Raw genomic sequence first — 14,945 nt, forward strand, 5'->3', positions numbered from 1 at the left:
AATATTCAAGGTATCTTTTAATTTTGATATATGAGGATTATTTACATTAAAAAAGGAAGGCGAACAGTATGAAAATTTCCATCAGGTATAAATTATTAGCAAGCTTTCTGATTGTTTCTATTTTATTTATGATTCTGTCCTATTATTCTTATAAAAGTACAAAAGAAACAGTAGAAACTTATGATTATGTAATTGAAACCGTAACAGAATTACGCTCTATTTCTGAACAAATACAGACAAATGCAGCTAGAGAAATTTCAAACTTAAGGGGTTATTTTGTTTATAGAACTGATGCCTATAAAAATAGAGTAAATGGCGCAAGCACAAATATTGATACGCTTGTTAACACTGGGATAGAAATCTCTACTGAGGCAGAAACAGTAAAGCGATTAAAGGATATACAGACTTTAAACAAAGAACTTACTCATAAGGCGAATGCATTGATGAATAGTAATAACCCTTCTCCATCTGCTTTAGATGAGATTACGACATTATCTGACAGCTTATCTGATCAAACGGAAGCTTTTAATATTTGGCTGACCCATGATATTTTGAATCCAGAGGTTGAAAGAGCTCATACAGATTCTGAACAAAGAATGATGCTGGTACTTATTTTTAGTGTATTAGTTACGTTGCTATCTATCGTAATGGGTTTCCTTCAATCAGCTCTTATTATGAAACCAATTCAGTATTTAAAAACAAATATGCAAAAAGTCGCAAAAGGGAACTTACACACAGCAAAATCCCCAATAAAATCCAGAGATGAAATTTATCAATTAAATGAAGCTTTTGAACAAATGAAAGAGAATTTAGCAAAAATGATTGTTAACATGACAGAAAGCTCAAATCTTGTAGCAGCATCTGCAGAGCAATTAAATGCAAGTGCAGAACAATCAAGCAATGCGTCTGCAGCCATTGCTTCCTCTATTCAGGCAATTGCTGCTAGCAATGAACATGCAATTGTTAAAATATCTGGCAATACGCTTGCCTTAGATTCAATTTTAACCGGAGTAGAGGCGATTCAGGATCGTTCTTTGCATGTGTCTGCCTTATCACAAGCTGCCTTTACAAATGCAGAAAAGGGAACAAAACAAATCGAAGATAATTTAACACAAATGAAATTCATTTATGACTCTGTACAACGTTCCAATTCGATTATTGCTTCTTTAGCTGACCGATCACAAGAAATAGGAAAAATGATTGAGTTAATAAGTAATATTGCCGAGCAAACAAATTTATTAGCATTAAACGCGGCTATTGAGGCGGCTAGAGCAGGAGAAAACGGCAAAGGCTTTGCCATTGTAGCCGATGAAGTTCGTAAATTAGCGGAGCAGTCTCAAGCTTCCGCACAAGATATTTCCCAATCTTTACATGGAATTCAGCAGGATACATCCGACGCAGTCACCATGTTAAATGAGACAATGGATCGAGCGAAGAACGGAGTAACTATTTCAACAAATACGGTTGAATCCTTCTCGACCATTGTGTCCAACACTCAAAAGGTGGCCCCAGAAATAGAAGAGGTTGCCCAAACAGTTGCTACCATCACAATACAGATTAAAGATGTGGTCGAGGTTGCAAATGAAATTACCCTTCTTGCTAAAGAAAATGGAAATAGTACAGAAGAAGTTGCCGCTTCTACAGAAGAACAATCAGCATCGATGGAAGAAATTAAAGCTTCTGCTGAATCCTTATCCAGCATGGCAGATGAATTAATGAAAAGTGTGTCTCAGTTTAATAGTGAAAACTAAATTTTTTTGAAGCAAGAAGACCCGAAAAGTTAGCGTAAAAATTACTTTTCGGGTGTTTTTTTGAGGGGAATGGAATAATGATTTGTGGTTTGGCTGATTTCCTGCCCCGATCGGCTGATATTTTCTTACTTTGGCTGATTTCCTGCCCCAGTTGGCTGATATTTTCTTACTTTGGCTGATTTCCTGCCCCGGTTGGCTGATATTTTTTTACTTTGGCTGATTTCCTGCCCCGATCGGCTGATATTTTCTTACTTTGGCTGATTTCCTGCTCCGGTTGGCTGATATTTTTTTACTTTGGCTGATTTCCTGCTCCGGTTGGCTGATATTTTTTTACTTTGGCTGATTTCCTGCCCCGGTTGGCTGATATTTTTCTACTTTGGCTGATTTCCTGCTCCAGTTGGCTGATATTTTCTTACTTTGGCTGATTTCCTGCTCCGGTTGGCTGATATTTTCTTACTTTGGCTGATTTCTCGCTCCGGTTGGCTGATATTTTTTTACTTTGGCTGATTTCCTGCCCCGATCGCCTGATATTTTTTTACTTTGGCTGATTTCCTGCGCCGGTTGGCTGATATTTTTTTACTTTGGCTGATTTCCTGCTCCGGTTGGCTGATATTTTTCTACTTTGGCTGATTTCTCGCCCCGTTTGGCTGATATTTTTTTACTTTGGCTGATTTCCTGCTCCGGTTGGCTGATATTTTCTTACTTTGGCTGATTTCTTGCTCCGGTTGGCTGATTCCCTCGTATTTCCCTTGATTCCCCGGTGTATTTGACTAATTTCTCGCTACTTTTAGCCAAAATCACCATTCATTTCATCGAGTATTCCCTATAAATATTAATTTTTCATCCTTCTTCCACTCCTCACTCCTCCTTCTTTTTTCTCCAGACAGAATAAACAAAATAAATAGCAATTAATACCAGAAGAACAAATAAAAGCAGAAATAAATAGTGAAAGCCTAACATGACTGCCTCGAATTCCGAGCGTCTTGTATCATTCATCCAATCAGTAATCGTTCCATCTAACCACATATTCATAAAAGTAATCGCTAGCGCTGTCCCGATTACCATTCCAATATTTCTTAGCAAGGCAATAGTACTGCTCATCATTCCTAAGAATTGTAAGGGAACATATAGCATCATTATGCTGTAATTGGGCGATGTTAAGATCCCCATCGAGAACCCCAATAAACAAAGCAATATGATTAATGTAGGTAAGGATGTCCCAGGAGATAGGAAGCTCAGCCCAAGCATCGTTATACATAAAAGCCCTAAACCAACTAGGACTACCTTTTCTCCCCCAAACCGGTCTGCTAACGATCCACTAATAGGACCAAGTACTGCCAGAAGCAATGGATAACACATTAATAAAAGTCCTGACTGCTCAGCAGAAAAGCCTAAAACACCTCGTAAATAAAAAGGTAATATAACAGTCGAAGCAAATGCTGCACAATAGCTTGTCATTAAGATTAATCCACCGGCTTTCACAATGGGGGAAGAGAAAATTGATGGTTGGATAAACGGGTGCTCCTCCTTCTTACTATGGAAGAAAAAGAAAAGAAAACAGGCAACACTAACACAGGCAATCCCTAATAAATAGATCTTATAAGCTCCCTCGCCAATCGAGTTGAGAACAAAAACAAAGGAAACAATCCCTATCCCAAAATAGATGCTGCCTTTGTAATCAAAGCTAGAATGTTCAAAATGGCGGTCAATTGGAACAAATTTCTGTGCTAAAAAATAGGCTCCAATACTTATTGGAACAACAGTCCAAAATAAGATATGCCAAGAAAAGGATTCGATAAAAAATCCACCAACAGAGGGACCTAATAATGCTCCGATTCCGACAGATGTACTGATAATCCCAAGGGCTTTTCCTCGATGTTTCTCAGGATAAACATCTGTCACAATTGCCATATTAACTGCTTGAAGCATTGCTGCCCCACTACCTTGGATTACTCTAGCAATAATCAACATAGGAATATTGAAAGACAGGGCGGATCCACATGCTCCCACCGCAAAAACTAAATAGCCAAGATTATGTATACGCTTCTTTCCAAACTGATCTGCTAGTTTCCCCATCAACGGTAAAAACAACATAATCGCCAATAGATAGCCATTGACAATCCATTGGGTAACAGAAAGCTTTGCCGAAAAGTCAATGGATATATCGGTTAAGGCAATATTGACAAATCCAGCAGAAAAGTGGGACAAAAAAGCACCCGTACAAACAGATAGCAGTAAAAGTATAGATTGGAATTTTTGGCTCGAGGCTGATGCTTCTTTTCTTACTTCTAAAAAACTCAGCTTATTTTTTGTCATTTAAATCATCCTTTATGCTATGCATTCAAATCGAAAGAGGAGGAATGAGAGTATTATAAACTTCTCCCCCGTTTCCTCCAATTAAGCTATTCTCTTTCTACTGTAGAGCATGAATAGATTTAACCACTTCTTTACTGGTGGCAACTGTACCAAAGAACTGGTTAATGGTTTGCAAGGTCATCTCATGTGCCTCTTTTGAGAAGGCTGCCGTACAATCTGATAAGAAAATAACATCATAATCCAGCATAAAACCATCTCTTGCTGTTGATTCCACACATATATTTGTGCTAACACCTGCCATTAACAGCGTCTCAATTTTTAATGCTCTCAGAACAGAATCCAATCTTGTATTAATAAATGCACTATATCTATGTTTTATTACGATAACATCATTCTTCTCTGGTTCCAATTGATAAAATCCTGCTCCCCATGTATCCTTTCGGCAAAGCCCCTTCTGATTTTTTCCCTTTAGTCGCTTAATCCACGTTTCTGAATCTGTGCTGTCCTCATGAATTGTTTGTATATAAATAATCGGCACATTTATATCTTTCATCGAAGCGATCATGTCTTTTAGATTTGGCATCATTTCATCTACCATAGATACATCTAAATCCTGCTGAGCTAAGCTTCCTTCTTTATGACAATAATCATTTTGAACATCAACAATTAGTAATGCAGTATGTTTGGGATTCCATTCTAGTTGATTCATCAGCCTCATCCTTTCGTGTTAAATTTATACCTACCTGTATCCTTTTGCATTCCCATCAAAATGATCCATGTTATTTAGAAAGCTCATCCACAAATTGCATGTCAATTAGCTTATCGTATTGATAGCCATTTGTATAAACTCCAGTTTTTTCGACAACTTCCATTGGTTTTGCAAGTGCCTCTTCGGAAATAAAGCCATCCTTACTCCAAAGACTGTCTGCATAAGCCCGATCAAGCGAAGCCTGCAAGCTTTTCTCCGCAGTCGAAGGGAATTCTTGTTTTAAAATTTTCATCGCCAATTCATGATCCTCATCAATCGTCTTAAGTCCTTTCATAACTGCACTGACAAAGCTTTTTACTGTCTCTGGCTCTTCTTCTATTGTTGATTTTTTCACGCTTAATACCGAATATGGGTAGTCACCAAGACTGGCAAAGCTATAAAAGGGTGCTGCCCAAACTCCTTTATTTATTCCTTCGGTAATCTGTGGTTCTGCGCCATTCGCTATATCAGCTTGACCCGATTCAACTAATGAAACGACAGCACTTGCATCTGCAGGTTCTTCTAGTTTGACATCTTTTTCAGGATCTAAACCGACATCCATTAATAACCACCGCGTTAATAAATTGGGACTTCCGCCAAAGCGCCCTGCTGCAATGGTTTTTCCTTTTAAATAATCAGCAAGTTTCTCCTTACTAGTATTGGCTATTGTTTGCTCTGTATCCGCCATTAAGTATACATTGGCTCGATTTACAACATTTACTACAGAAACAATAGGATCAGCATTTCCTGTGTTAGCCATTTGATTCGATTCTGGGCCACCAATATTTCCCCATGCATCCCCGCTAACTACAGAAGTAACATGGGCACCGCCTGTTGCTGTAATTATTTCAACCTCTAGTCCCTCTTCTTCAAAAAAGCCTTCCCGAATCGCTGCATATAAAGGCAGATAGCCAATTAAATGAGCTGGTTCGGCAATAACAAGCTTCTTTGTTCCATTCTCAGACTCTTTTTTACTACTTGTGCCTTTTGTTGAGGAACATCCGCTAAAAATAATTAAAAGTAGTATTAAATAAATTCCAAAATGAAAGTAGCGATTTTTTTTCATGTAAACTTTCCCCCTATTTGATGCTTTATCTAAACTGGATAGAACTACTCTCTCAATCCTTTTCCTCTTAATAAGCGCTTTTCCAGCCAAACAGTCCCTATATACATCAACACTGATAATATGGATAAAACAACAACTCCTACCCATACTAAATTTATATTCATAATTTGTCCTGCGTACAAAATCATTCTGCCAATCCCTTGTCGCGAACTAATAAATTCTCCTACGATTGTTCCCGCTAAGGCTAAGGCAATATTAATTTTCAAACTGCTGACAATCCACGGCATAGCAGAGGGAATAACGACTTTTGTAAAAATATGATGTTTTTTTGCGCCAAGGGAAAAAAGCATTCTTTCTAAATCAGCATCTACACTTTTCACGCCACTATGTGCAGCAATAGCAGTTACAATCACAGTCATCATAAATGCCAGAACAACTTTTGAGCTGAAGCCAATCCCAAAAAGAATAACTAAAACCGGAGCTAATGCAAGTTTAGGGATAGCGTTAAAAGCAATTAAATATGGCTCTGCGATTCTGGAATAAAAATAGGACCACCAAAAGGACAATCCAAGCAATGCACCAAAAAATGTGCCAAAAAGAAAGCCGATTATAGTCGCACCTGAAGTGTATAGAAGATCACTCCATAAAGTTCCTTCCGTAAAAGCAATAACGCCTGTTTCCCAAATAATCGTCGGACTGCTCCAATAATAAGAATCGATTATTTTCCACTTTGTGAATAGTTCCCATAAAATAAAGAAAAGAATACCAATTAAAACTTGCCCAATTAGCGTTATTCGCTTCTTTCTTCTTTCCTTTAATTCCTCATCCTCTATAATCGGCAATGTATCTACCTCTTGCATTTTTACTTTGTGCGGCAAAATAATTTGCTCTGAATTGTCTCTCATCTATGTTCCTCCTCTTTTCAAGAATCTTATTTTTCTAATACTACTTCTTCCTTTAATAGTGCAAATAAATATTTTTTCAAAGCAATGAAATCCGGATGCAATAATGTATCTTGATTGCGTGGCCTTGCTAATGATACGTCTACCTTTTCCTTTAATCGTCCAGGTCTAGGGGATAAGACATAAATTTCATCTGATAAATAAATAGCTTCATCAATATCATGAGTTACAAACAAAATGGTTTTCTTAAAATCAGCCCAAATATCTAACAGCCAAGTTTGCATCAATAATCGTGTCTGGGCATCTAAAGCACCAAATGGCTCATCGAGTAAAATAATATCTTGGTCATATAACAAGGTGCGTAATAATGCTGCTCTTTGTCTCATCCCACCAGATAATTCATCTGGATAATGATGTTCAAATCCCCCTAATCCGTATTTTTGAAGAAGTGGTTTAGCTCTTGCCACAGCTTCTTTCTTACTCACACCCTTTATTTCTAGTCCTAATATGACATTTTGCAAAATACTTCTCCAAGGTAGAAGCAAATCTTTTTGAAGCATATAGCCCACATATCCATTCTTGCCAACAATGTTCTTGCCATCGAGGATTACCTCCCCAGTAGTAGGCTTTATTAGGCCTGCGATGATATTAAATAACGTCGATTTTCCACAACCACTCGGTCCAATTAAGCTGATAAACTTGCCTTCTTGGATTTTCAAATTGGCATCCCTCAATGCTACTACTTCTTTTCCTTCTTTTTTAAAGATCTTATTCGTATGGCGAACTTCTAGTTTATACACCCTAAAACTCCCTCATTTCATAAAATATTTCTATTAATAAAAAAAACCGCCAGAATTTCCTGAGTGTTGTATCTCAGTCTAATTCTGACGGTTTTCCTGCTCTCTTCCAAAGAGTTCATTTAACCAGCCAAATAAGATTCAATTTTCTTGTCTAACATAATAATTGTTCCACTAATCTCTCTCATGGAGTCATAATCCTTTAATATTAGCTGCACCTTGAAATGCAGTTTTTCTTCTAAATTGCGTAAAAGCATTTCCTTGTATTTATCAATTAATAGACGATCAATGATCTCCGCTAGGTTATCACTTGAACTTTCTATAATTTCCAGTACAGGAATACGCTTATGCTTAGCAATAATGATAATTTTATTATCGATTAAACTAATCTGCTGTTCAGTCAGCCCAACCTTAAAAATCAATTGATTGACAAGATTGTTTTCCTTCATGATGCTTTGCTTCAATTCTCCGAGAGTTCTTGGTAGCTGATCAACTAATATAATTATCACCCCCACTAAAGATAGCAGAACGAATAACCCATTCTATAACCTATCAAAAGCTCGCAGCACACAAGCAAAACAAATCTATCTATATAAAATATAGAATATTCTGTTTATTGGATCATATCATATCTTTGTACGACTTTCTTCTATTTTGTCAGAAATTCTTACTCTATTTTTTAGAAAAGGTTTAGATATCTAATTCCAATGAAAGAAATTTATACTCTAAATAATCTTCTAATCCATACTTTCCACCTTCGCGGCCGACTCCTGATTCTTTTACTCCGCCAAATGGTGCTTGTTCAGTGGTTGGTACTGGATCATTGATCCCAATTATGCCGTATTCAAGGCCTTCTGACATTCTAAATACACGAGAGATGTCTTTTGTATAAAAATATGCTGCTAATCCATAGGAAGTATCATTAGCCAAATGTAAGGCTTCCTCTTCTGTTTCAAATTCAAAAATTGGCGCTACTGGTCCGAATGTTTCTTCCGTCGCAATTTTCATCTCATGAGTGGCATGTAATAGAACTGTTGGTTCATAGAAATGACCGTTGTCATATTCTTCGCCAGCTGGTTTTTTTCCTCCATAGATGACTTTAGCACCTTTTTGGATAGCATCTTGAATATGCTCTTCCGTTTTGGCAACAGCTGCTTCGTTTATAAGTGGTCCAATGGTTACTTCTGGATGTAAACCATTTCCAACAACCAAATTTTTCATTTTTGTTACTAGAATATCGGAAAAGCGTTCTGCAATTGTTTTCTGAACATAAATCCGATTCGTGCATATGCATGTCTGTCCTGCATTGCGAAACTTACTTGCAATAACGCCTTCAGCTGCTTTTTCTAAGTCTGCATCCGCAAAGATGATAAAAGGAGCATGGCCCCCAAGTTCCATCGAGATCTTCTTCATGGTAGCAGATGCTTTTGCTGCAAGCTCTTTCCCTACTTTTGTTGAACCTGTAAAAGTGATTTTTCTAACTTCTTGTCTTTCCATCATCGCATCTCCGATTGGAGCCGCATCGCCATGAACTAAATTTAACACACCTTTTGGCAGTCCTACTTCATGAAAAATCTTCATTACTTCTATTGCTGTTAAAGGAGTGGCTTCCGCTGGCTTTAGGACAACTGTACATCCTGCTGCAAGCGCTGGAGCAATTTTTCTAGCAAGCATGGCGATTGGAAAATTCCATGGAGTAATTGCTCCGACTACTCCGACTGGCTGTCTTAGCACAATAATTCGCTTTGTTTCTGAACTAGCAGGAATGGTATCGCCATAGATACGTTTTCCTTCTTCCGCATACCATTCCAAATAATCTGCTGCTAAATTCACTTCCCCCTTAGCCTCTGTAACTGGCTTTCCCATTTCAGTTGTAATAATTGCTGCGAGATCTTCGATTTGTTCCCGCAGTTTATCAGCTACTGTTTTTAAATAAATAGATCGTTCCTTTGCAGTTTTTTTCGCCCATAAAGGCAGTGCATTTTGGGCTGCATCAATTGCTAGATGCCCGTCTTCCTTTCCTCCTCTTGCCACTTCTTCAATAACCTCTGCAGTTGCCGGGTTATAGACAGAATAAGTTTTTCCTGAAGCAGAATGACGCAATTCCCCATTAATGTATTGCATTTTCATACTCCTTTCTCAACTGTTTTTCCCCTATCATAACAAACATTTTCAATAACTCCACTTAATCCGACTTGCTTACTCCTATAAAAAACGGAGCATCTTATTAAAAAAAGACGCTCCGTTTCTCTTAATTCACATAAAAATATCCTATAACTCCAAGAATGCTTAAAACGATTAAAAGAATTCCATATTTGCGAAAAAACTTTACACCTGGATTCGCCGTTTGTTCACGAACTTCCTTTAAAAGTTTTTTCAAAGATTGAGATCGTATACTTGCTAATTCTCTTTTCCGTTCTTTCTTCTTCCAAATAGAATTTCGATCCGTAATTAAGTAATCTTTTAAGGCATAATTGAACCTTGGGCTTGTCCCGAATTTTTTCAAGGACCATTCAATATAATCAAGCATTTCATCTTCAGAACCATATATCGCTATATACGAAAAGACTTGGCGATGCTCCACGCCCTCCATTCCTCCTGGAAAAAGAAGGAGAAATCGTTCATATGGCTTAAAAAGACCATTGTCTTTCGTAATCTCTTGGGCTAAATCACTTGCTTTTGCTTTAATTGGTTCATTTGCCATCCGAAAAACATGTTGTGTTTGTTCCTGAGATAGATAGAAATAGGTATACAGTAATTCTAATACTTCAAACTTCTCCTTTTCCCAGCCCTTTATCTCAAAACTACGTTCCTCTTTGCCTTGTAAAAATATCTCTCCAAACTGCTTAACATCGGCAAGATCTACTTTTTCCAACTGTAATTGTATCAATAGCTGTGCTTTTACATCCGGCAGTACCATCCGCTTATATGATTCAAATGGAATAGACCTTTGAAAATAAACGATTATTTCAAAGACAATGGCCATAGGATGGCTGCTTTTTTTCACTTCATACACTAGTCTATTTTTTGTTGATTTTAAGAACGTTGCATTATGCTCAAAGGAAGAATTTACATGCAATAGATTTTTGATATTAATTAAAATTTGGGATAAGGAATGTTGAAAGCTGAATTCATGCTTTAGATAATCTTCAATAATCTCTGAGTAAGAAAAAATATCACTCATATAAGATAGAACTTGCTGATACGTTTCTGGATATTTTCCAAGAATTCCCCATAGTGATTGGCAGATATCTTCGCCTTCATAATAAGCAATCGTTTTAACAATAAATTCTACAACATCTACATGTTCAACAACCTTTTGGATTTCCAAAACAAATCGCAGATAATCTCGAACAATGGAAGCATCCTTCATCCGCTCTTCTCGATGGAGCACTTGTTTGAAAATATGTACGAGCTCGAGCTTTTCTCGATGATTTTTTTGCAGAAAAGTATACAGCATTTTCAATGTCGCCACTTTATCGTTATCATAAAAATAATAATCTAGTTTTTCCATATAAAATAGAAGAAATAAGTCATTGTATGATTGAAGAGCAAGTTTCTTCTGTTTATCCAATCCTTTTAAAGCCCGTTCACAGTAAACAAAAAATTCATCTAGCTCTGTGGCAGTTTCGAGTGCTTCAAAAGCAAAGTGAAGATAATCATGATCTTCTTCCTTAAAGTTTAAGCCGTTTCTTTTGTCATGACTTAAATCAAAAGTAAATTGGTTTTCCACGGCTCTTTTTCGGAGGCGAATGGATCCCTGTTCTACAAACATTACATGGATATTTTCTAATATTTCTGGTTCATTATGAAAAGTAGTTGCACCAAATAATCTTCTTGTTTCATAGGGCATATATATAAATAATAGTTCCAATAGCCACATTGCATATTTATGCTGCAGATGAGGTGAGGCCTGAAACGATATATACACTCTTTTCTTTTCCGCAACTGCCGTAATACAAGCAAATAATAATTCTTTGAATTTCTTTTCATCCAGTTGTAAAACATGAAACAGTTCTTGCTTTTTAGTAAAGATATTCTCTTTCGTATAAGAGACATATTCTATTTCTTCTAATTTTTCTCCTAGATTGTCGATATCTTCCAAGCTATAAAAATGTTCAATATGAAAAATTTGAGAGGGTTTATGAATCCATTCCTCTTTTCTACTTACAGGAATAATATAATTATGTACAAACAGGCGATTCTTTCGCTTTGGGCTTTCAGCAGGCGCAAAACTAGATTTCCCTATCACTAATTCTCCCGTATCAGGCTGCATTAAAGTAAATTGCGGTGGATAATTCTCTATTTCTTTGTCACTGCTTTTCTTTAATTCACTCGGCATATGATACGTACTAATTGGAATTAGGTATTTCTTGATGAAGCTTTCCTCCACGTTAGGTGAGAAAACTATAGTATCAGACTCATCACCTGTAAGAAAAAGACCTTTACTATCTCTAGTTACTATTTGCTGCTGTATCAGGCTTTTTCCCATTATCCTCTCCTCCTTCTTTCCTTGATTGTATAAGTTAGGTTTATATTAATGCTTCTATATTCATCACTATATTAACAATATAAAAAAACAACTTTCATTTCATTTTCGAAAAATAAAAAACAGCTAATATCTGTATTATACAGGCATGCTGTTTTTTTAAAAACCAACTTCGCTCCACTTTTCTAATAAATATAGAAATTCTTCCTGCTTTTTTACGAAAATTCTATATGTGATTGCCTATTCTAGAAAAGTTCTGGAGTCTGTATCCTTTTTCTTTTTTTGTTTCCTGATTTTGGTAATTGAGCACTCCTCTCTGTTCCCCTTTTCCCTTCTGTCTCCTGCTTTTGGGCACAGAGCGCTCCTCTCCGTTTCCTTTTTTCTCTCTGTCTCTTGCTTTTGGGCACAGAACGCTCCTCTCTGTTTCCTTTTTTCTTTCTGTCTCTTGCTTTTGGGCACAGAGCGCTCCTCTCTGTTTCCTTTTTTCTTTCTGTCTCTTGCTTTTGGGCACAGAGCGCTCCTCTCTGTTTCCTTTTTTCTTTCTGTCTCTTGCTTTTGGGCACAGAGCGCTCCTCTCCGTTTCCTTTTTTCTCTCTGTCTCTTGCTTTTGGGCACAGAGCGCTCCTCTCTGTTCCCTTTTTTCTTTCTATCTCTTGCTTTTGGGCACAGAGCGCTCCTCTCTGTTTCCTTTTTTCTTTCTGTCTCTTGCTTTTGGGCACAGAGCCTTCCTCTTTGGTGCCTCTTATCGCAATTTTTCTAAAAGAAGGTGTTCACGCACGCTCTTTTCTTTTATTTCAGCTTACATGTTATTAACTCGATTATAAACTACTCAAAATAGCTCCAACGGTTGACTCCAGCTAGCTTAAAATGTTTTACTAATATTCTTCTTATTCTTTTTTTGGAATGAATGATTCTACACCAATCATATAATAAGGGGGTTGTTATTTTTTCATTAGGAAAAAGTAATTTCAGTTCTTCTACATTGCGTAATACCGCTGCTTCGACTGTTTCTGCCTGTCTGCATTCTTCACAAACTACCTTCATTCCTATTTCTACCACTTTAAATGAATGACATGTTTTGCAAAAGATGCCTTTCTGTAATTCTTTATATTCATAGATTGGAATTTTTGAAAAAGGAGATTTGTCGATGTGCAATGCTGTTAGTTTTTCAGCCAATTGCTTCTGAAACTTGTTCAGCTTTTTAGAAGGATGACCCATCCTTTTTAAATATCGCTGGACTTGCGTTGGGAAAATAAATGGTAAAGATAGTGGAGCTTGGTATAAGGTAAACTCGGGATTAACAAAAACAACAGAAGAAGTAATTGATTTATTTTCCCAACCATGCTTTTGAAGTAACTGTTGAAATAATGATTCATTCCTCCTTATTTGATTTAGCGGATTACTAATTTCTTTATGCTTCATTGTATAGATACGATCATTTTGATAGTAATAATCTCCTTCATAATTCTTTATTTCGAAAAGATGAATTTCATCAGAGTTAATAATAGTGGAATCGATTTGAAAAGTAGTGTTATTTATTTGCAGTAGTAGATCATTGATTATATAACAGTCGCTCAAAAAAGTTTCTGTGAAGGAATCAAATAATTTTTCTCCTGCCAAGCCTTTTTTCAGATGAGCTAAGTACTGTTTTTCATTTAAATCTAGTTCCATACGTTGATCCAAGGATTGTAAAACGAGGATTTCTGGAGAAAATGTCCGAGGTTTATAGAGCATACTAATTTGTTTCATCCCTTCTTTTTTATTAAAAAAGGCCATTCTATAAGAACAGCCTCTTTTTCTATTCAACTGCAACAATTATTCTGCCTGTTATTCCGCCTTCTAATATTTGGGGTAATTCTTCAGGTAATTGCTGTAAAGATACTTCTTTATACACAAAGGAAGAAAGGTTTTTTGGTTTTAAATCGGTTGCAATTCTTCCCCATATTTTTTGTCTACTTACCATCGGGCAATAGACCGAGTCGATTCCAAGAAGATTCACGCCTCTAAGTATGAATGGAAATACACTTGTCGGCACAGCTCCACCACCTGTTAAGCCACTTACTGCGACCGAACCGCCATAGATTATTTTACTAATAATTGCTGCCAATGATTCACCGCCGACAGGATCAATTGCTCCTGCCCATTCTTGCTTGTCCAACGCTTTTATCTTACCATTATAGACATCTTCTCTGCCGATAATATGAGATGCTCCGATGCTTTTCAAATAGCCCTCTGCTTCTTTCTTTCCAGAGCTTGCGATAACGTTAAAGCCCAATTGGGAAAGCATCGCTACACCGAAGCTGCCAACTCCACCAGTAGCACCTGTCACCAATACAGATCCATTCTCTGGCTTCAGACCATTATCCTGCAATCTTTGTACAGAAAGAGCTGCGGTAAAGCCTGCTGTTCCAATAATCATTGCTTCTTTTAAGCTTAATCCTTCTGGAAGCGGAACAATCCAATCTGCAGGAATACGAGCATATTCACTATAACCTCCAGAATGAGATACACCTATTTCATAGCTAGTAGCAATAACAGGGTCTCCTTCTTTAAAGCGACTGTCTTCTGAAGACACAACTATCCCTGCCATATCAATTCCTGGAATATGGGGATACGTGCGAACAATTTTTCCATCTGGAGTGCTTGCAAGTCCATCTTTATAGTTTACGCCAGAATAATGAACTTTTATGACTACTTCACCAGCAGATAAATCCTCTACGCTAACACGCTTTGTTTCTACTGAAAAATTACTATCTTTATTATCAACTACAACTGCTTGAAAACTATTTTCCATTATTAAATCACCTCGTACTCATAGTATCAATTTAAAAATAGCAGGTCAAAGCAAAGAAATTACCCTATTAATATAGTAAAAA

The 14,945-nt window shown here is 36.9% G+C and carries 11 protein-coding genes; 1 reads left to right on the forward strand and 10 read right to left on the reverse strand.

Annotated features, from left to right (window positions below; translation table 11 throughout):
• Positions 1-68 precede the first annotated feature (68 nt).
• Positions 69-1,751 (forward strand): methyl-accepting chemotaxis protein, encoded by a 1,683-nt coding sequence (locus NST77_RS16220; protein ID WP_171509967.1) that lies wholly within the window; start codon positions 69-71, stop codon positions 1,749-1,751.
• 858 nt (positions 1,752-2,609) lie between these two features.
• Here NST77_RS16220 and NST77_RS16225 read toward each other — a convergent pair.
• The 10 genes from NST77_RS16225 to NST77_RS16270 form a co-directional block, all read right to left on the reverse strand.
• Positions 2,610-4,067 carry an MFS transporter gene (locus tag NST77_RS16225; protein ID WP_095329932.1) on the reverse strand — a complete coding sequence of 486 codons (1,458 nt, stop codon included), beginning with the start codon at positions 4,065-4,067 and terminating at the stop codon, positions 2,610-2,612.
• A 97-nt stretch (positions 4,068-4,164) separates the two neighbouring features.
• Positions 4,165-4,776, reverse strand: a complete 612-nt coding sequence (locus tag NST77_RS16230) for a cysteine hydrolase family protein (RefSeq protein ID WP_171509968.1) — start codon at positions 4,774-4,776, stop codon at positions 4,165-4,167.
• Between the two features lie 70 nt (positions 4,777-4,846).
• Positions 4,847-5,881 carry an ABC transporter substrate-binding protein gene (locus NST77_RS16235; RefSeq protein WP_171509969.1) on the reverse strand — a complete coding sequence of 345 codons (1,035 nt, stop codon included), beginning with the start codon at positions 5,879-5,881 and terminating at the stop codon, positions 4,847-4,849.
• A gap of 44 nt (positions 5,882-5,925) precedes the next feature.
• Positions 5,926-6,741 carry an ABC transporter permease gene (locus NST77_RS16240; RefSeq protein WP_095329933.1) on the reverse strand — a complete coding sequence of 272 codons (816 nt, stop codon included), beginning with the start codon at positions 6,739-6,741 and terminating at the stop codon, positions 5,926-5,928.
• Between the two features lie 71 nt (positions 6,742-6,812).
• A complete protein-coding gene (locus NST77_RS16245; RefSeq protein ID WP_341123207.1) occupies positions 6,813-7,583 on the reverse strand; it encodes an ABC transporter ATP-binding protein in 771 nt (256 codons plus the stop codon).
• A 119-nt stretch (positions 7,584-7,702) separates the two neighbouring features.
• Complete coding sequence (locus NST77_RS16250) at positions 7,703-8,095, reverse strand: Na-translocating system protein MpsC family protein (RefSeq protein WP_204259866.1); 393 nt, start codon at positions 8,093-8,095, stop codon at positions 7,703-7,705.
• 175 nt (positions 8,096-8,270) lie between these two features.
• Positions 8,271-9,704: an NAD-dependent succinate-semialdehyde dehydrogenase gene (locus tag NST77_RS16255; protein WP_303984314.1), complete on the reverse strand. Its 1,434-nt coding sequence runs from the start codon at positions 9,702-9,704 to the stop codon at positions 8,271-8,273.
• 127 nt (positions 9,705-9,831) lie between these two features.
• Positions 9,832-12,072: a GAP1-N2 domain-containing protein gene (locus NST77_RS16260; RefSeq protein WP_341123208.1), complete on the reverse strand. Its 2,241-nt coding sequence runs from the start codon at positions 12,070-12,072 to the stop codon at positions 9,832-9,834.
• Positions 12,073-12,894: 822 nt separating this feature from the next.
• Complete coding sequence (locus NST77_RS16265) at positions 12,895-13,845, reverse strand: nuclease-related domain-containing protein (RefSeq protein ID WP_341123209.1); 951 nt, start codon at positions 13,843-13,845, stop codon at positions 12,895-12,897.
• A gap of 22 nt (positions 13,846-13,867) precedes the next feature.
• Positions 13,868-14,863, reverse strand: a complete 996-nt coding sequence (locus NST77_RS16270; protein ID WP_341123210.1) for an acrylyl-CoA reductase family protein — start codon at positions 14,861-14,863, stop codon at positions 13,868-13,870.
• Positions 14,864-14,945: the final 82 nt, after the last annotated feature.

Source organism: Niallia sp. FSL W8-0177, assembly GCF_038006285.1.
GTDB classification, from domain to species: Bacteria; Bacillota; Bacilli; order Bacillales; family Cytobacillaceae; genus Niallia; species Niallia circulans_A.

Coding starts and splice junctions, on each gene's coding strand:
- NST77_RS16220 (WP_171509967.1), top strand. CDS start 69: ATGAAAATTTCCATCAGGTATAAATTATTAGCAAGCTTTCTGATTGTT.
- NST77_RS16240 (WP_095329933.1), bottom strand. CDS start 6,741: ATGCAAGAGGTAGATACATTGCCGATTATAGAGGATGAGGAATTAAAG.
- NST77_RS16225 (WP_095329932.1), bottom strand. CDS start 4,067: ATGACAAAAAATAAGCTGAGTTTTTTAGAAGTAAGAAAAGAAGCATCA.
- NST77_RS16230 (WP_171509968.1), bottom strand. CDS start 4,776: ATGAATCAACTAGAATGGAATCCCAAACATACTGCATTACTAATTGTT.
- NST77_RS16265 (WP_341123209.1), bottom strand. CDS start 13,845: ATGGCCTTTTTTAATAAAAAAGAAGGGATGAAACAAATTAGTATGCTC.
- NST77_RS16255 (WP_303984314.1), bottom strand. CDS start 9,704: ATGCAATACATTAATGGGGAATTGCGTCATTCTGCTTCAGGAAAAACT.
- NST77_RS16270 (WP_341123210.1), bottom strand. CDS start 14,863: ATGGAAAATAGTTTTCAAGCAGTTGTAGTTGATAATAAAGATAGTAAT.
- NST77_RS16235 (WP_171509969.1), bottom strand. CDS start 5,881: ATGAAAAAAAATCGCTACTTTCATTTTGGAATTTATTTAATACTACTT.
- NST77_RS16260 (WP_341123208.1), bottom strand. CDS start 12,072: ATGGGAAAAAGCCTGATACAGCAGCAAATAGTAACTAGAGATAGTAAA.